The sequence below is a fragment of the Pseudodesulfovibrio sediminis genome (assembly GCF_020886695.1).
Taxonomy (GTDB): domain Bacteria; phylum Desulfobacterota; class Desulfovibrionia; order Desulfovibrionales; family Desulfovibrionaceae; genus Pseudodesulfovibrio; species Pseudodesulfovibrio sediminis.
The window spans coordinates 2,511,265-2,528,283 of the sequence record NZ_AP024485.1; the positions used below are offsets into that span (position 1 = coordinate 2,511,265).

Genomic DNA, 17,019 nt, shown 5'->3' on the forward strand with positions numbered 1-17,019 from the left:
CTTAGTGTGCCGGGTCAAGGTTGAAAATCGGAACATATCCTCTGGGACCGAAGAGTCCTTCATAGGGATAGCTGGCGATGTTGTCGGGCGTGATCATGGGGCTGAACGGGCCGGAACGGAACGGAAAGTCCTTGCCCGGGATTTCTCCCCTGAGTACGCGGACACACATGTCCACGGCCATGCGGCCTTGAAAGATGGTTAAGTCGGACGGAGAGGCTGCCACGTCCCCTCTGCTGAGACTGTCATAGAGTGTGGGCGTGATATACGTGGAAACGACCTGTGTTGTTCCCTGTCTGCCCAGTCTCGCCAGCGCTGCCGGAGCTTCTGCCGCTGCCACGGCATTTCCGACGATATAGTCCACGGGGCCGGTTTTTTCTTGGCTCCACTCGATCAGTTTGCGTTGGGTGTCATGGCCGGTATCGCCCCACACCACATCCCTGATTTCCACGGGGCCGGGAAAGTGGCGCATGGCTTCCTTGAATCCAATCAGACTCTCGGGAGCCCAGCCAGAGCCGGCCGGGCCTGGAAAAAAAGCGATGGAGACCGATTGCAGTCCGGCCGTCTCAGCCTGTTCGGCAACGAATTCGCCGGCAAAATAGCCCATCTCATAAAAGGAAACCATGGCTTTGGCTGTGACGGCCGGAGCGAGGACGTCATTGACGACCTCTATGACAGGGATGGACCGGGCAACGGTTCTGGCGATGCTCTGGTTGTTGTCGGTGTAGCTGATCGCGCTGAGAATGATGGCATCCACACCATCGCGCTCCAGTTGGCGCATCTGGCTGATCTGGGTCTGCAGGTTGTCGTAGCCGCCCGCTTCGACCAGCCGTATGCCGACGCCGAGCCTGCGGGCTTCGTCGATGATGCCGAAATTTAGGGCTACCCAGTACGCATCTTTCATATGAGGAAGGCACACCCCCAGCGTGATGGGCGTGTCTGGCGGGGGTGGGGGAACCCATTCTTCCAGTTTGGGGCTGTTGAGACTGGCTGAAGCATGACCCGCCTGCTTTTGTCTTGTGTCATATCGGCCGTAATAACTTTTGACCTGGAGAGGCCACCACGCTGTTTCCTGAGCTTCGGCAGGGGTGGGGATCAGGCTCAGGAAAAGGAACAGGACTACGGCCAGGCTCCATCGGAGTGAATATGCATCGTAAGAAATGGATTTCATATCAATATGCCGTCAGCAGTAAATGGTCCATGCTTCCTCGCAGGTACACTGTGCTTCAGGATGAAGAGAGGGTGCTCTTTGACCTGCCTGAAAGAAGGAAAGGATATGTATAGCAAAAGAGTTGTGGAAGACCTAGTAATATAATACCGCAAGATATACCAATGGTACGGCCCACCCGGGTGCGGGAGAAACCTCCTGGCTGGAAAAAGCCCGGTGCGGGCTCTTGTTCTTTGCAACCGGTACTGATACATTTGGAAGATAATGAGTACCAATGTTCGAGGGCGGTTGCTGCCGCTCTTCCTGACGATATTCGTCGTTCTTTTTTGGGTGGGGCCGGTTTTGGCCCAGACGTTGACCCTGACAGCCCCTTCTCTGGCCAATGTGCGTGGCAGGCTGACGGCTCGTTTCGGTGTTTCCGTTGCCGAACTGCCTGTTCTCAAGGGGGAGTTGATGGACGGGGATGTGCTTGTGCTCAAATGCCGCGTGGGCTTATACAAGGACAGCGCCTATTGGCTGGACGATGAAATTTCCATGGCCTACTTCTGGAGTTCGGTAAAATACGACACCGCCACCAACGAGTTTGTGATGAAACTGGCCTCTGAAGAGGCGCTTTTGCGCGGCTCTGATCTTGGTCAGTTGCTGGCCAGGGGGTGGAGCAAGCTCGAAATACAGCTCGGGTCATGGGCGTTGCTCGACCGGGGGCAGAAATACAGTCTCAAGATCGACACCAGTCTGAAAGAGCAGGGCGCCCACGAGGGACTCATGCGCTATGTTTTCTTTTGGGACTGGGAATCCGGTTCAGACAATTCCTTTCAGCTGGACTTCACGTACTAGAGGTCTGTTGTGACGCCTGATCCCATACGCATCAGCCCGACCACGCACCGGGACAAGCGACGGCGTAAAAGAGAATACATCTTTGCCCTGATTTTTCTGGTGCTTATTCTCGGTCTGACTTGGGCCGAGCTCAAATATCTGAGTGGTGATTACTATCTCATCCTGAACCTGCTCATCCTCAACGTGGTGCTGTTGCTGGCCATGTTGTTTTATGTGGCCCGGAACGCGGTTCGACTCATCCTGGATCGCCGCCGCAAGGTGCTTGGTTCCAAGCTCAGAACCCGTCTTGTTCTGGCCTTTATCTCCCTTTCGCTCATACCCACCGCCCTCATCTATCTGGTCTCCGTGAAGTTCGTGCAGACCTCGGTGGACTATTGGTTCAAGGGGCAGGTGGAGGAATCCATGGAGCAGGCGCTCGAACTCGGGCGTGCGTTCTACGGCTCGGCGCAGGATCGTCTGGAACGGCGCGGCTCCGTCATGATCGATGAGATCGTCAAGCAGAATTATGCCTGGGGCGGCAAGTCCATGGACAACTATCTGAGCAGAAAATTTGACGAATACGACCTCAGTCTGGTGGGAGTCATCAATCCGGAGGGCAATGAGCAGAACGCCCATGCCACGGCGCAATGGAGTCAGGCATGGCCCGAGATCAAGGAAAAGATCGACTGGCAGTCCCTCAAGGCGGACCCGCGTTCGTGGACCACGATCATACCCAAGCCGGGCAGTGATCTTGTCCTTGGCGTCACCCCTGTGGATCAGGGGGAGTCAGGGTATCTGGTCATCGGTGAAACCGTGGGGCAGGGGTTGCTGCATCGGCTCGATCAGATCGTGCGCGGTCTGGATGAATACAAGAAGCTCAAGACGCGCAAATACCCGTGGAAAATGAATCTCTATCTGACGCTCGGGGTCATGGCCCTGCTCATTATTCTGGGTGCCATCTGGTTTGGATTCCGGCTTGCCAAGGAGCTGTCTGCCCCGGTGCAGGCCTTGGCGGCAGGAACGGAGCGTATCGGACGCGGTGATCTTTCCGTGCGCCTGGAGGACCGGTCCGATGACGAACTCGGTTTTTTGGTGCAGTCCTTCAACCGTATGGCCGAAGATCTGGAACAATCCCAGGAGTCCGTGCAGCAGGCCAATGAACGGCTGGCCCAACAGAATCAGGAGTTGGAGCGGCGCGGACAATATATCGAGGCCGTGCTCAACAATATCACCTCCGGCGTTATTTCCATGGACGCAGAAGGGCGTATCGGGACAGTCAATACTGCGGCCGAAAAGATTCTCGGCATCCCGGGTGCGCTGCTGATCGGCAAGATTTCCCATCACCTGCTTTCCGGCGATTTTGCCAAGATGATGGAGGACGCCCTGAGCCAGCTTTCGGCCAAGGCGGGAGGCTGGCAGCATCAACTGGATCTTCCTGTTCGCGGCAAGACGATCAAGGTGCTGGTCAACGTGGTCTCCCTGACCAATGTGGGTGGCCGGGAGGCTGGCCATGTGGCCGTGTTCGAGGATATTACGGAGCTGGAGAAAATCCAGCGGCTGGCGGCCTGGCGTGAGGTCGCCCGGCGCATCGCGCATGAGATCAAGAATCCGCTTACCCCGATCAAGCTTTCGGCCCAGCGACTTCAGCGCAAGTATGGCCCCGGCATCGGCGAGTCCACTTTTGACGAGTGCACCGGTCTCATCGTCAATCAGGTGGAACGGCTGCAGAACATGGTCGCCGAGTTTTCCGCGTATGCCAAGCTGCCGGAAGTGCAGCCGCAGCCGGATTATCTGGCTCCACTGCTGGAAGAAGTCACGGGCATGTTCAAGAATACCCACCTCAACATCGACTGGAATCTCACTTTTGACACGCCCATTGCCGAGCTGCAATTTGATCGCGAGTCCATTCGCAAGGTGCTCATCAATCTGTTGACCAATGCAGCCGAGGCCCTCAAGGGCGGCAAGGACGGGCGCGTGGATATCAATGCCTCCCACGACATAAAGGCGGGCAAGGTCATCATCACGGTGGCTGACAACGGTCCGGGACTGCCCAAGGACTCCTCCCGCCTCTTTGAACCGTACTACACCGAAAAGAGGGGGGGTACCGGTCTTGGGCTGACCATTGTCCGCTCCATCATCTCCGACCATGGGGGGACGGTCAGCGCCCGGTCCGGTGCGGACGGCGGTACCGTATTTGTCATAGAACTCCCGGACACTTGATTTTTTTACGCACTATAATTGCAGCGACACTCTTGCTGTGATAATTTCAAACCATGTCTGTACTGTTCTCTTCTTCAAGGGGAGTGATTGTGTCGTTTCGTCACATAAGCGTCCTTGCCGCACTTCTTTTCCTCCTGGCGTGGAGCTGGGAGGGGGAGGCGCATGCCCGACGCCCCCTGGTCATGATTATCAACAGTTACAGCCTGAATTACTCATGGGTGAGATCGCATAATGAAGGGCTCACCTATGTGCTTGGGGCAGACGTTGATCTTTCCATCCATTATCTCGACACCAAGCGGCTTGCGCCCGAGGAATATCAGGGCAATGTCGATCGTGCCTGGGCGGCTGTGCAAGAGGACAGACCGGATGTGGTGGTCCTGACCGATGACAATGCGATCCGTTTGCTGGGCAGGCGGGTCATGGATGCCGGCATCCCGGTGGTCTTTCTGGGTGTCAGCGAGAATCCGCGTGTATATCTTGATGACATGAAGCTGGCGACCGGTGTGCTGGAACGGCCATTATTCAAGCGCTCGATCCTTTATTTCAAGGATATCCTGGGGCCAACCCTGCAAAGAGCCCTGATCCTTTTCGATACCAGCAACACGTCGCAAACAATCATGAACAGCATCTTCAAAGGGAAGCGATCCCATATGCTGGCGAACACCGCGGTGGAAGTTCTGCTGTTGGAAACCTTTGAAGAATGGCAGCAGGCTATTTTGACTGTCGAAAATACCGGCAACAACATCGTGTTTGCGGGGTTGTATCACAACCTGAAGGACGCGAACGGACAGCATGTGCCAAGTGAGACCGTTATCCGTTGGACTTCTGCGCATTCACCTGTCCCTGTTTTCGGATTCTGGGACTTCTCAGTGGGCAAGGGCAAGGCCGTGGGCGGTCTGGTGAACTCAGGCAGAACGCAGGGTGAGGATGCGGCCAGGTTGGTCCAGCAAATCCTGACCGGCACAGAACCAAAGGAACTGTACCCCATCACAGCGGAAAATGGGATTTTTCTGTTCAGTTTTCATGAGCTGGACCGTTGGGGCCTTGTTCTTCCCTATGATTTCCATCCGATGACCGATCCTGTGTATTTTGTGGAGTAGGGGGCGGTGAAGTTTTCGGCCTAAGAGAAAAAAAGGATAATTTTAGTCACTTAACAGTGTTCGTGGCTGGTATAACCGCTCAAGGCATGGTAGTTTGTATGCACGCTTGGGCAATTGCTTCAGGCTGAAAGGGAAGGATAGTCATGCGTGCAATTATTGCCGGGGGAACCGGCTTCATAGGCCAACAGCTTGTCAGGGAACTCAAGGAGCATGGTTGGGAGATCGTGGTCTTGTCGCGCAACCCCGGTAAGGTTGCGGACGCGTTTGGTGCCGGCGTCATCGGCATGCCCTGGAACAACGGCTGGAGCAGTCTGCTCGGGCCGGAAACCACGGTGGTCAATCTGGCAGGCGAGAACATCGCGGGCGGTCGCTGGTCCGCCGCAAAAAAGCGGCGCATACTCGACAGCCGGGTGCGGGCGGGACAGCAGATTCTGCGGACCATCAGGCAGAGCGGCAAGACGCCCTACGCACTCATCCAGGCTTCGGCCGTGGGCTATTATGGTCCGTGCGGTTCTTCTCCCATTGATGAATACGCGAACAACGGGACCGGATTCCTGGCCGAAGTGACCCGTGCATGGGAAGCGTCGACAGCCGAGCTGGAATCCATGGGCGTGCGGAGGTGCATACTTCGCACAGGCATGGTGCTCGGGCATGGTGGAGCACTCAAGAAGATGCTGCTCCCGTTCAAGCTGTACATGGGCGGTTCTCCGGGCACCGGCTTTCAGGGGATGTCCTGGATTCATATGGCCGATCAGGTTGGGGCCATCCGTTTTCTCATGGAGAATCCCGAAACCAGCGGTCCGTACAATCTGACTGCCCCCGGTCCGGTCAGCGCAGAGAAATTCGCCCATACGCTCGGCACCATTCTGGAGCGTCCTTACAAGGCCCCGGTGCCGCCCTTTGCCCTCCGTCTTCTGTTCGGTGAAATGGCAGATGAGATTCTGCTTTCCGGCCAGTTCGCGTTGCCTGAACGCCTGATCAAGGCGGGGTACGTGTTCCGGTTCCCGGAGCTGGCAGACGCGCTTCTGGATATTCTCAAATAGCGCTTCTTGACCGAACTAGAGCCTTGCCGTTTTCAAATGGCATCCTGACGGGTGTTGCTGTCGTTATTTCGTCCCGGAGAGTATGGGCCGAGACACATGGCAATTCTGACTCATCCCGTATGTATGCACTGCTGACCGGAATACGCACATGACACGTGGGTGTGCGACACTGTTTGTCGTGCTCACTGGCTGCGCGTGCCGTCTGAGGTCGCTGTACTCTCTCCACAAATGCAACAGGCCCTGACCGGGCAATTCAGTCAGGGCCTGCTCACAGGGGGTTACGAGAATGTGAGATCGTAACGTGATGGCAATTGGCTATCTCATCTTTAGGAGGAGGTGATATTGAAAGCCGTTATCAAGATAATAGGGAGGAACGCTGGCGGGGTCAAGCTCTTTTTGAAAACAATTATCAATATAAAAATGATAGTATACACTAGTGGAGCGTGCCGTTATTTTCAGGCGTATCGGAGCAGGCGTCATCACCCCTGCACGGGCTTTGTCTGGGGGTATTAAACAAGACACCCTCCATGGACGATCCATGGAGGGTGCTGCATGCAACAGGAGTTACGAGAGTGTGAAGATCGTAATCCGTTAGTCGTTCAAAGCTTCGTACACATTGCCGACCAGCTTTTCACTGGGGGTCAGGGTTTTTTCACCCGGTGTCCACTTGGCGGGGCAGGCTTCTTCGGGGTGATCCTTGAGGTAGGAGTTGGCTTCCACCTTGCGGACCAGCTCGTCGGCGTTGCGTCCCACATTGTAGAAGTTGACCTCGGAAGAGACCAGCAAGCCGTCGGGGTTGATGACAAAGGTGCCGCGCAGGGCCAGACCTGTGGCGTCATCCCAGACATCAAAATAGCGGGAGACTTCGCCGGTGGAGTCGGAAGCCATCTTGAATTTGACATCGGCCAGCAGACGTTCGTCGTTTTTCCAGGCCAGGTGCGTGAATTTGGTGTCCGTGGACACGGAGATGACTTCAGCGCCCAGCTCGATCAGTTCCGCATGTTTGGTTGCCAGGTCAGCCAGCTCGGTGGGGCAGACAAAGGTGAAATCAGCCGGATAGAAAAACAGGATGACGGATTTACCCTGCTTGCGCAGTTCGCCGAGGTCCACTTCGCAGAATCCGCCCTCGGTGGGGTCAAAAGACTCCATGGTGAACTCGGGCACAACCTGGCCCACTTTGGCAAATGATGTCAGTAGTTCAGTATTATCGTATTCGTTACTCATGGTTTTATCCTTTATGTATACTTGGTTGCAATCGATCTAGTAATGATTACCTTTCTCAGCAAACTAGGCGCGGACTCGGTCTACGTCAAGTCTTTTCTGTAAATTTCCGTACTTTGCCCTTGGGGCGAGGTCGTGTATGATTCCCCTTCGCCTTTGAGGCGTGTTTATGACTTTTACCGCGAGGATAGATATAATGAGCCACGGCTTTACCAAAGTGAATGTGATTGAAATTCCCGAAATGGCCACAAGTGCCATTGTCTACCGGCACGACAAGACCGGGGCGCGGGTGCTGTCCATGGTCAATGACGACGAGAACAAGGTGTTCGGCATCTCGTTCCGTACCCCGCCCGAGGATTCCACGGGCGTGGCCCATATTCTGGAACATTCCGTGCTTTGCGGGTCCGAAAAATATCCCATTAAGGAGCCGTTCGTCGAACTCCTCAAAGGGTCGCTTCAGACCTTTCTCAACGCCCTGACCTTCCCGGACAAGACCTGCTATCCTGTGGCCTCGGCAAACGTGCAGGACTTCTACAATCTGGTGGACGTGTATCTGGACGCGGTGTTCTACCCCCGCCTGACCGAGAATACCCTCAAACAGGAAGGGTGGCACCTGGAGCTGGAATCCAGGGACAAGCCGCTGACCTACAAGGGCGTGGTCTTCAACGAGATGAAAGGGGCGTACTCGTCGCCTGATTCCCTGCTCTACGAACACTCCCAGCAGTCACTGTTCCCGGATGTGACCTACGGCATCGACTCCGGTGGTGATCCGGCGGTCATTCCTGATCTGACCTTTGAGCAGTTCATGGCCTTTCACCGGGACCATTACCACCCGTCTAATGGCTATGCCTTTTTCTACGGGGACGACGACCCGGACAAGCGTCTGGAAATTCTGGACGAAGTGTTCTCCAAATTCGAGCCCATTGACGTGACCCCGACCCGCATCCCCTTGCAGGAGCGATTCACCGAAGCCCGCTCCGTGCGTGCCGGTTACCCGGCCTCCGATCGGTTGGCCAAGGGCATGTTCACGGTCAACTGGCTGCTGGCCGAGACTGCGGACGCCAACCTGAATCTCGCGCTGCATGTGCTGGAGCATATCCTCATCGGTCTGCCTTCCTCGCCGCTCAAGAAAGCGCTCATGGATTCGGGCCTCGGCGACGACCTTGCCGGTGTGGGCCTCGAGGCTGACATGCGGCAGATGTTCTTTTCCGTGGGCCTCAAGGGCATTCATCCGTCCAATGCCATCAAGGCGGAGCACGTCATTTTCCAGACCATCAAGGATCTGGTGGACAACGGTATCGACGCCCGCGACATCGAGGCGGCCATCAACTCCGTGGAGTTCTCTCTGCGCGAGAACAACACCGGCTCCTATCCGCGCGGCCTGTCCCTTATGTTCCAGGCGCTCTCCACCTGGCTTTACGACGACGAGACCGAGGGCGATCCGTTGCTGCTGCTGCCCTTTGAAGCGCCGCTCAACAATATCAAGGCATGGGTCGCCAACGGCGACAGAATTTTCGAAGAACTGCTGGCCCGGTTGCTCCTGCACAATCCCCATCGCACCACTGTGCTGCTGGAGCCGGATCACAAGCTGGCCAAGAAGAACGCCAAAGCCGAAGCGGAGCGTTTGCAGCAGGTCAAGGACGCCATGTCTGAAGCCGAGCTTGATCAGGTCATTGCCGATGCCGAAGAATTGAATCGGCTTCAGGCCGAACCGGATTCGATCGAGGCACTGGCCACGGTGCCTCGGCTCTCCCAGTCAGATCTGCCAACTGAAAATCGGATCATCCCCACTGAAAAGCATGAGGTCGCCGGTCGAGAGCTGTTGCTGCACGACCTGCCCACCAACGGCATCGGATATTTCGATTTCGGGTTTGATCTCGCCGGTGTACCTGACGAGCTGTTGCCCTATGCCGGAATTTTCGGGCGGGCACTGCTCGAATCCGGCACGGCCAAGCGGGATTACGTGGATCTGTCCCAGCGCATCGCACGGACCTCAGGCGGCATCTGGACACAGCCGTTTGCTTCGCCTGTGCGCGATTCGGCAAACGCGGCATCCCGTCTGTTCGTGCGGACCAAGGCCACGGTGGACAATATCCCCGCCACCCTGGAAATCCTGGCCGAGGTGCTGACCGAGGCCAAGCTGGACAACAAGGAGCGGTTGACCCGTATCGTGTCCGAAGCGCGTGCCCGGGCAGAGCAGCGGCTGGTGCCGTCCGGTCACATGATCGTGGCCACCCGCCTGCGCGCTCGGACCCATCAGGCCCACGCCATGGAAGAAGCCATGTCCGGTCTGACCAACCTCAATTTCCTGCGCAGTCTGGAGCAGCGCATCGAGGACGACTTCCGTTCCGTTGCCAAGGATCTGGAGAAGCTGCGCTCGCTTCTGCTCGGCAGGAACACCGTGATCATAAACGCCACCATGGATCAGGCGTCGTATACCGGCATTGAGTCCGAGGTGGCCGCGCTTGTTACTGCGCTCCCGGATGTGAATGCCCCCGCCGCCACCCGCGTCATGCCCGATCTGCCCGGCCGTGAAGGCCTCGCCATTCCGGCTCAGGTCAACTATGTGGGCAAGGGCTGCAATGTGGCCGAGCACGGCTTCACATTCAGCGGTGCGGCACAGGTGGTGAACAAGCTCATCCGTACCGGCTATCTCTGGGAAAAGGTTCGCGTACAGGGCGGTGCCTACGGCGCGTTCTGCATCATGGACCGTCTGGCCGGGGCGTTGGCCTTTGTTTCCTATCGCGACCCCAATGTGGCTGACACGATCACCGCTTTTGACGGCGTTGCCGACTATCTGGAGAACGTGCAGTTGTCCAACGACGAACTGGAAAAATCCGTCATCGGCGCCATCGGTGAAATTGACGCCTACCAGTTGCCGGATGCCAAGGGATTCACCGCCCTTGTTCGCCATCTGACCAACCAGGATGACGCGTATCTTCAGACCATCCGTGATCAGGTGTTGGCGGTGACGGAAAAGGATTTCCGCGACTTTGCCGAAGCGGTCCGCATCAACGCCGAACAGGGCGATATCTGCGTGCTCGGCGACTCGCTGGCCATGGAAAATGCCGGGCTGGATCTGGATTTGAGACAGGTGCTGTAGCCCGGTGGAAGCATCCGGTCGCCACTGCTGTGGCTGATATTGATTGAATAAGAAAAAGTGGAATGACGGCGTACCATGTGCATGCATGGTGCGCCGTTTTCTATCGTCGTCCTACCGACGTTCGGACTGTATGGAATACGGCTGGTTAGCCCAGGCCCGGCTCGGTTTTCCAGGCAAAGAGGGGGTTCATGGGCTTCATGTTGATGAAGTCCACACGTACGGCCACGAATGCCCCCACTGACGGGGGGAATATTTTGGAGTTGAGCATGCTGGCAATGCCGGTGGATTTCCAGGTCTTCATGGGGCCGGGCAGGACAGAGCGGGCCATGGTGGGGTGAAAGCCCGTGGCACGTTTGATGAGGTCTTTCATTTCGCACCAGGTGAACCAGTTCCCCTTGCTCAACGTGGACTCGGCCTTGCGTATGTCCATGGTGTAGTAGAGTGAGTGCTTGTTCAGGAAGCCTATGAGCAACCCTTTTTCGGCCACCCTCGCGGCCTCGACAAGCATGGCTTCGGGATCTTTCGAGAATTCCAGCACACTCCAGATACAGGCGTAGTCGAATTCGTTGTCCGAATACCCCATGTTTTCGCCGTTGCCGATGTGCAGGTCCGCGCGATTGCCGAACCGTTTGCGGGCCGCCATGATCATTTTTGAGGAACTGTCGATGCCCGTGACATCCAGTCCCATCTGATACATCTGCTCCAGAAACAGTCCGGTTCCACAGCCGATCTCAAGCATCTTGCGTTTGCGGCGCGGCCATCCGGCCAGCACGTTCTGCAACAGGCGAATCTCCTGATCAAGCGCAAAGCGTCCTTCAGGGGTATCAAACCATGCTTCATATCGTTCCGGTTCCCAGGGCATCATCACTATCCTTGGCGTTGCATATCCTCTGCTTCATAAATAATGACCTTCTTAATGCAGGCTGTAAAGTCCTACACAAACTTTACCAGGCCACGAAGTTAACGGGCTGAAATAGCGTGCAGAACAGCGGGAGGGCGACTGCACCGTGGTGGGAGCAGGGACAGGCCGCCCTAATCCGTCTGGATGTTATACGTCTTGAGTTTGCGGTAGAGGGAGCTACGTTCCAGACCGATGGCCTTGGCAAGCTGCGAGATATTGCCTTCGAATTCCTTGAGCTTGGCTTCGAGGAACCGGGCTTCGAAATCGGCGCGGGCCTGCTTGAGATCGTCCGGGCCGCCTGCGATGAGATCATCCATGGAGGTCTCGGGCGTGTGTGGAGCAACGACCGCGGGTTGTTCCTCGATGGCTTTCTTGAATTCGGGCGGCAGCCGGTCGGCGGACACAGCCTCGCCGGCGTACATGATGAACATGCGCTCAACGAAATTTTTCAGCTCGCGCACATTGCCGGGCCAGGGGTAGGCGGTGAGCGCCCTGATGGCGTCCTGTCCAAAGGAGATGGGCTTGAAGCCGTGCTGTTTGACCAGCGAGTTCATGAAATCGGTGATGAGCAGGAGGATGTCGTCAGTCCGGGTTCTGAGTGGAGGCAGTTCCAGCGGAAAGACCTTGAGTCTATAATAGAGGTCTTCGCGGAAATTGCCCGCCTTGATCTCTTCGGTCAGGTCCTTGTTGGTGGCCGCGATCACGCGCACGTCCACGGTGATGGTCTTGCGTCCGCCCACATGTTCAAAGGCCTGTTCCTGCAAAATACGGAGAATCTTGGCCTGCGTCTTCAGGCTCATGTCGCCGATCTCGTCGAGGAAGAGGATGCCGCCGTCTGCCAGTTCGAATTTGCCTTCCTGCGCTTTTTCCGCACCGGTGAACGCGCCCTTTTCATGGCCGAAGAGTTCGGATTCGATGAGCTCCTCGGGAATGGCTGCGCAGTTCACGGCCACCAGCGGCTTGTCTGCCCGGCCGGAGAGGTGATGAATGGAGCGGGCCACGATCTCCTTGCCCGTGCCGTTCTCGCCGGTGATGAGCACCCACGCGTCGGTGGGCGCCACGCGGGCAATGACATCCTTGAGTTCCTGAATGGCTGCGGACTGCCCGGTCAGGCTGACAGGCTGCTCCGAGGTGATGCGTGTCTTGAGGGCCTGGTTCTCCTGACGCAGGCGGGAGAACTCCAGAGCGTTGCGCGAGGAGACCACGACCTTTTCCAGCGAGAGCGGTTTTTCGATGAAGTCAAAGGCGCCTTTCTTGAGCGCCTGGACCGCGGTTTCAATGGTGCCGTGTCCGGAAATCATGATGACAGGTAGCCCTTCGTAATCGCGCGTCACGTTTTCGAGGACTTCGAGACCGTCCATGCCGGGCAGCCAGATGTCGAGGAAAATCATGTCCGGGATGTCCGTACCGATCAGCTCAAGCCCCTGCTCGCCGGACTCGGCTTCGGCCACGTCAAGCCCTTCGTCTTCAAGAATCCCGCGCAGGGAAAAGCGGATACTTTCTTCGTCATCTATGATCAGGATTTTTCCGCTCATGATTGCTCCGGGGTGAATGCGATAATAGGATGTTTCACTGGCTTATATAGACGGTCGCGGCCAAGGATTCAAGGCAACCGCCGAAAGAACTCAAAAATCCCAGTGTTTTTTTCTGAGCCACGCGTAGGAACGGATGCCGTGCACCATTTCGGTCAGAGGACGGCCTGCCGCTTTGACAAAAAGTTGTAACCCAGTGGGACCGATGGCTTTCATGCTCTTGAACAATATCCAGCGCAGCCGGTCGGACGCCTTGAGTTCAGGGAGGATGAAATGATTGAGCCGTGCCGTGTAATATTGGCTGGCGTCCGTGTCGGTTTCAAGTCCCTGGGCCACGGCTTCGCCCGCATACATGCCTGAGCACAACGCAAAGAATATGCCTTCACCGAACAGCGGCTCCACCAGCCCGCCCGCGTCGCCTGCCAACAGCGTGACGCCATGGACCGGCGTTTCCAGATAGTTGCCGTAGGGCAGGGGGTGACCATGCAGCTCCGGGAAGGGGCGCATATTGATCCCAAGAAAATCTATAAATTTTTTAAATACCTGTGAAATATTGAAATTGTCCTGTCTCAATCCGCAGATGCCGATCACGACCTTGTCCTGATTGGGGAAGACCCAGCCATACCCCGCGTCAATGAACCCGACGTACAGTTCCGGGTTCCTGATCGGTCTGAAGAGCATGGTTCTGGGAATCGATATTTCAATGGTGGGGGCCATGAACTGTTTCATGCGCGTTCGATCAACATCCGGGAATGAGGCCCGGACTGTGGAGTTGGCCCCGTCCGCACCGATGACATATTTCCCCTGGAGAGTGTGCCCGTTGTCGAGGGTGACCACGCCTTTGATCGGATCGCAGCCCGTGATCTTGTGCCCATGAATCGTCTCGGCTCCGGCGTTGCGGGCGCATTCCATGAGGTGCGTATCAAATCGGGTGCGGTCCACAAAGTGAAAGGGAACGGGCAGCTTTCCGTTGACCAGTGTTTTGGTCAGGGTGCGGATGGAATAGCCGTCGGCTGAACAGGTGAGCGCGCCGGCCCGGGTCAGCGACTCCGGGGTTTCACCGAAATGCGAGGCAAGGAGCTTGACCGATTTCCATGTGAGCAGCCCGCCGCAGAGTTTCCTGCGCGGGAACTCGGCCCGGTCGAGCATGAGCACGCTGTGCCCGCGCCGAGCGAGGGCAAGGCCTGCCGCACTGCCTGCCAGGCTGGATCCGCATATGATAACGTCATGTTTTTTTGTCATATAATATCACCGTTTCGGCGAGGAATGTACACTGTGAAGCCGGTCTCGTGCAAGCCCAAGCCGTCTTGCATCAGGATGGGCGGTTTCTGTTGAGCCGGGGTGGTCTCTGTGGCGGAATTGTTCAGGAGCGGAGCCGTGGTGACAGTTGCAGGCGGATATGTATCGGGTGCGAGGGCATTGTCTTTCAGCTCGGCAAATGGTGCGAGCCTGTGACCGATCACATCGTGTTGACCAACCCCTTCATTTTCTTTCCCTGTTTCCGCATTTCGAGATAGGCCCGCACGTCTTTGTCGAGCTTGGTCAGGATACCGGAGACCAGTCGTTTTCGTTTGGAACGACGCAGGGGAGTGGTGAACGTGAATCCGTCGTCCATAGTCACATGGACTTCAAAGAGAATCTCTGTGTCAGGGGTGATCTTGCGGTAGGAATCCTGGGTGGTGGCCTGTATTTTGACCTCTTCGAGCAGCTTGTTTCGTGTCTTGATGTAGCTGAGCAAGCGGTCCACTTCCCTGTCCGTATACTCCTTGCGGGTGAAGTTGCCGGAGAACTTGAGCTTTTTACTGGCCGTGTTGGAGAACATGGATTCTCCCTTCTTGATGATGTCCAGACTGAAAAAGACCCAGATCACGACTCCGGCCAGGAGGATCAGGAAAAAGTTTTTGGTCCATTCTGTTGATTTGGAGTGGCGTTTGCTTCTCATGGCATTTCAGGAAAAAGTGTTTGGGTGCGTTCAGTGTGTGGCTGACCATACTATGAATTCGTTGAATGGCAAAGTCCGGTCTTTGTTCGTCAATCGGTCTGGTCGCCTTGACAAAAAGACGCTCCAAAGCCAATTTGCTACAGTCAGGGTATCGGCTTCAGATAATTCGCTTTCAGGGAAGAGAAACGGACTACATGGAAAACAGTAAAATCGCAGCGTTGGTGGAACTCGGCATCCTCTGCCGGGGTGAGCCTGTGGAGGTTCATGGAGACGGCGCTCTCGACACGGGACCGCACACAATATCGGCACACAATCAGCTGTGTCGATTTGAGAACCCCGGTTTTCAATTCCCTTTTGCCGACAGCGATTCCCCTACCTACACGTTTTTTCCGCCGGAAACGACGATGCATCAGGCAGTGGAGGCCACCCGGCTGGTGGTCCTGCTCGGTGCAGCGGACAGCCCGGAAATGCGTGCCTGCCTGAAGAATCAGCAGCTCATCGTGGTGGTCTTCGAGCCGGACGACAGGGCGTTGGTCAATTTTCTGGAATCGGTCAAACTGGCCGGACTGAACCGCCAGAATTTCTTCTGTTTCACGGGCAATCCGTATTCATTCAATCCCGCTTTGCAGGACCTGCTTCCCCCGGACATGTTCCGGCAGGGCACGCCGGTTTTCCTTGTCACCGAGCGGATATCCCGACTCTATGGCGACTGGGCTGCCGAGGTCATCGAGTATCTTGAGGTCCTGCATTATCGACACGCCATCTACGGCATCTCCGGGCAGTCCTTTGCCCGGTCGCGCCCGGTGCGCAATATCAGCCGCGGGCTGCTTCATGATCAACAGGTACATGCCTTTGAAAATATCGGCGATTACCTTCGCTTTCCACCCATTGCACACCTGACGGATCGCTTCATAGGGCATACGGCCATTCTGGTGGCCGCCGGTCCTGACCTGTCTTCCAAGTTCGAGTTCATCCGTCGCAACAGGGATCGGGCCGTGATTATCTGCGTGAACAACGCGGTCAAACCGCTGGTGGAAGCGGGTATTCACCCCCATTTCGTAATTATCAACGATACCTCCATTGCCTCGGGGGCCGTGTTTCGGCACATTCCGGTCCTGCCGGAGACCATCCTCGTGGGGCACGCCCTGTCCGACCTGGGCGGGGATCACTTCGGGCAGAAATATCTGTTCGGCAGCTTTTTGCCGGAGTTGTTTGGCGCCAGGGAGATGATCAAGCTGCACGGGTCGGTTATTTCAACGGCCTTCGGACTGGCCGTCCACCTCGGGTGCGCCCGGGCCGTGCTGGTGGGAGCGCAGCTCGCCTCGGAAAATCCGTGGGGACTGGGGTACGCCAAGGGGACGGTCAAAGAAGAGCATGGCGTGTCGGAAAAGCCGCTCATCAACAGGCACCCGCAGCTGTACCCGGTGACCGCGCCATCCGGGAAGCAGCTCTATACCACCATCAATTTTCGTGACGCCGCCCTGTGGCTGGCCGAGGTCGTCCGTTTGTCAGGCATGACCTGTATCAACACGTCCGCAGACAGCATCCTGTACGGGCAGGAGATCGTCCATGACCCGATGCCGGTCTTGCCCGAGGCTGATGTGGCCACGCCGATGGAGGCGTTGTTCGAGGCTGATCCGCCCACGGTGGAGCGACAGCCCGTGCTGCGCTACCTCAACCATGAGGAGCAGAAATGGGTCAGCATCCGTGATGCGGCCAGAGTTGTTTTGGGAGAGGAGGGCGACATGCTCATTGCCAAGGGCATGGCCGTGCTTGAACAGCTGGACCAGAACGGCGTGACCAGTCTGGTGGAGCGGTTTGATGATTTCAGAAATACATTATTTCACGAGAAGGTGTTCGAAGGGAGTGCGTCAGACCGCCAGGAAGGATTGCGCTATTATTTCAAGCACATCTTCAGAATGAGTCAGGAATTCTTGACCCTCATTGACAAGGCCAGACACGCCTGCCTTTAGCTA

The 17,019-nt window shown here is 56.6% G+C and carries 12 protein-coding genes; 6 read left to right on the forward strand and 6 right to left on the reverse strand.

What is annotated here, in order from left to right; all coding sequences use genetic code 11:
- Nucleotide 1: 1 nt before the first annotated feature.
- The gene (gene torT / locus SRBAKS_RS12060; RefSeq protein ID WP_229591146.1) at nucleotides 2-1,168 is read right to left on the reverse strand and encodes a TMAO reductase system periplasmic protein TorT; all 1,167 of its coding nucleotides are present in this window, start codon (nucleotides 1,166-1,168) and stop codon (nucleotides 2-4) included.
- Between the two features lie 261 nt (nucleotides 1,169-1,429).
- Here torT and SRBAKS_RS12065 point away from each other — a divergent pair, with 261 nt between their 5' ends.
- The 4 genes from SRBAKS_RS12065 (at nucleotide 1,430) to SRBAKS_RS12080 (ending at nucleotide 6,344) form a co-directional block, all read left to right on the forward strand.
- Nucleotides 1,430-2,002: a DUF4390 domain-containing protein gene (locus SRBAKS_RS12065; RefSeq protein ID WP_229591147.1), complete on the forward strand. Its 573-nt coding sequence runs from the start codon at nucleotides 1,430-1,432 to the stop codon at nucleotides 2,000-2,002.
- 9 nt (nucleotides 2,003-2,011) lie between these two features.
- On the forward strand, nucleotides 2,012-4,201 hold the full coding sequence (locus tag SRBAKS_RS12070) for a sensor histidine kinase (protein ID WP_229591148.1): 2,190 nt from the start codon (nucleotides 2,012-2,014) through the stop codon (nucleotides 4,199-4,201).
- A gap of 89 nt (nucleotides 4,202-4,290) precedes the next feature.
- Nucleotides 4,291-5,301: an ABC transporter substrate-binding protein gene (locus tag SRBAKS_RS12075; RefSeq protein ID WP_229591149.1), complete on the forward strand. Its 1,011-nt coding sequence runs from the start codon at nucleotides 4,291-4,293 to the stop codon at nucleotides 5,299-5,301.
- Nucleotides 5,302-5,444: 143 nt separating this feature from the next.
- Nucleotides 5,445-6,344, forward strand: coding sequence for a TIGR01777 family oxidoreductase (locus SRBAKS_RS12080; protein ID WP_229591150.1), 900 nt, complete (start codon nucleotides 5,445-5,447; stop codon nucleotides 6,342-6,344).
- A 591-nt stretch (nucleotides 6,345-6,935) separates the two neighbouring features.
- On the opposite strand, the gene SRBAKS_RS12085 is transcribed toward SRBAKS_RS12080, so the two are convergent.
- Complete coding sequence (locus tag SRBAKS_RS12085) at nucleotides 6,936-7,568, reverse strand: peroxiredoxin (protein WP_229591151.1); 633 nt, start codon at nucleotides 7,566-7,568, stop codon at nucleotides 6,936-6,938.
- A gap of 193 nt (nucleotides 7,569-7,761) precedes the next feature.
- Between SRBAKS_RS12085 and SRBAKS_RS12090 the strand changes: the two genes are divergently transcribed.
- Nucleotides 7,762-10,668 carry an insulinase family protein gene (locus SRBAKS_RS12090; protein ID WP_229591152.1) on the forward strand — a complete coding sequence of 969 codons (2,907 nt, stop codon included), beginning with the start codon at nucleotides 7,762-7,764 and terminating at the stop codon, nucleotides 10,666-10,668.
- A gap of 145 nt (nucleotides 10,669-10,813) precedes the next feature.
- On the opposite strand, the gene SRBAKS_RS12095 is transcribed toward SRBAKS_RS12090, so the two are convergent.
- The 4 genes from SRBAKS_RS12095 to SRBAKS_RS12110 all read right to left on the reverse strand — a co-directional run bounded on the left by SRBAKS_RS12095 (nucleotide 10,814) and on the right by SRBAKS_RS12110 (nucleotide 15,043).
- On the reverse strand, nucleotides 10,814-11,533 hold the full coding sequence (locus tag SRBAKS_RS12095) for a class I SAM-dependent methyltransferase (RefSeq protein ID WP_229591153.1): 720 nt from the start codon (nucleotides 11,531-11,533) through the stop codon (nucleotides 10,814-10,816).
- 167 nt (nucleotides 11,534-11,700) lie between these two features.
- Nucleotides 11,701-13,104, reverse strand: coding sequence for a sigma-54-dependent transcriptional regulator (locus SRBAKS_RS12100; RefSeq protein ID WP_229591154.1), 1,404 nt, complete (start codon nucleotides 13,102-13,104; stop codon nucleotides 11,701-11,703).
- 90 nt (nucleotides 13,105-13,194) lie between these two features.
- Entirely contained in the window at nucleotides 13,195-14,343 is a 1,149-nt protein-coding gene (locus SRBAKS_RS12105; RefSeq protein ID WP_229591155.1) for an NAD(P)/FAD-dependent oxidoreductase, read from the reverse strand.
- Between the two features lie 217 nt (nucleotides 14,344-14,560).
- Nucleotides 14,561-15,043 (reverse strand): hypothetical protein, encoded by a 483-nt coding sequence (locus SRBAKS_RS12110; RefSeq protein WP_229591156.1) that lies wholly within the window; start codon nucleotides 15,041-15,043, stop codon nucleotides 14,561-14,563.
- Between the two features lie 194 nt (nucleotides 15,044-15,237).
- Here SRBAKS_RS12110 and SRBAKS_RS12115 point away from each other — a divergent pair, with 194 nt between their 5' ends.
- Nucleotides 15,238-17,016 carry a 6-hydroxymethylpterin diphosphokinase MptE-like protein gene (locus SRBAKS_RS12115; protein WP_229591157.1) on the forward strand — a complete coding sequence of 593 codons (1,779 nt, stop codon included), beginning with the start codon at nucleotides 15,238-15,240 and terminating at the stop codon, nucleotides 17,014-17,016.
- Nucleotides 17,017-17,019: the final 3 nt, after the last annotated feature.

Bases quoted from the DNA above. Each gene is read 5' to 3' on its own strand.
- SRBAKS_RS12085 (WP_229591151.1), bottom strand. From the start codon at position 7,568: ATGAGTAACGAATACGATAATACTGAACTACTGACATCATTTGCCAAA.
- SRBAKS_RS12100 (WP_229591154.1), bottom strand. From the start codon at position 13,104: ATGAGCGGAAAAATCCTGATCATAGATGACGAAGAAAGTATCCGCTTT.
- SRBAKS_RS12105 (WP_229591155.1), bottom strand. From the start codon at position 14,343: ATGACAAAAAAACATGACGTTATCATATGCGGATCCAGCCTGGCAGGC.
- SRBAKS_RS12065 (WP_229591147.1), top strand. From the start codon at position 1,430: ATGAGTACCAATGTTCGAGGGCGGTTGCTGCCGCTCTTCCTGACGATA.
- SRBAKS_RS12115 (WP_229591157.1), top strand. From the start codon at position 15,238: ATGGAAAACAGTAAAATCGCAGCGTTGGTGGAACTCGGCATCCTCTGC.
- SRBAKS_RS12110 (WP_229591156.1), bottom strand. From the start codon at position 15,043: ATGAGAAGCAAACGCCACTCCAAATCAACAGAATGGACCAAAAACTTT.
- SRBAKS_RS12090 (WP_229591152.1), top strand. From the start codon at position 7,762: ATGAGCCACGGCTTTACCAAAGTGAATGTGATTGAAATTCCCGAAATG.
- SRBAKS_RS12080 (WP_229591150.1), top strand. From the start codon at position 5,445: ATGCGTGCAATTATTGCCGGGGGAACCGGCTTCATAGGCCAACAGCTT.
- SRBAKS_RS12095 (WP_229591153.1), bottom strand. From the start codon at position 11,533: ATGATGCCCTGGGAACCGGAACGATATGAAGCATGGTTTGATACCCCT.
- torT (WP_229591146.1), bottom strand. From the start codon at position 1,168: ATGAAATCCATTTCTTACGATGCATATTCACTCCGATGGAGCCTGGCC.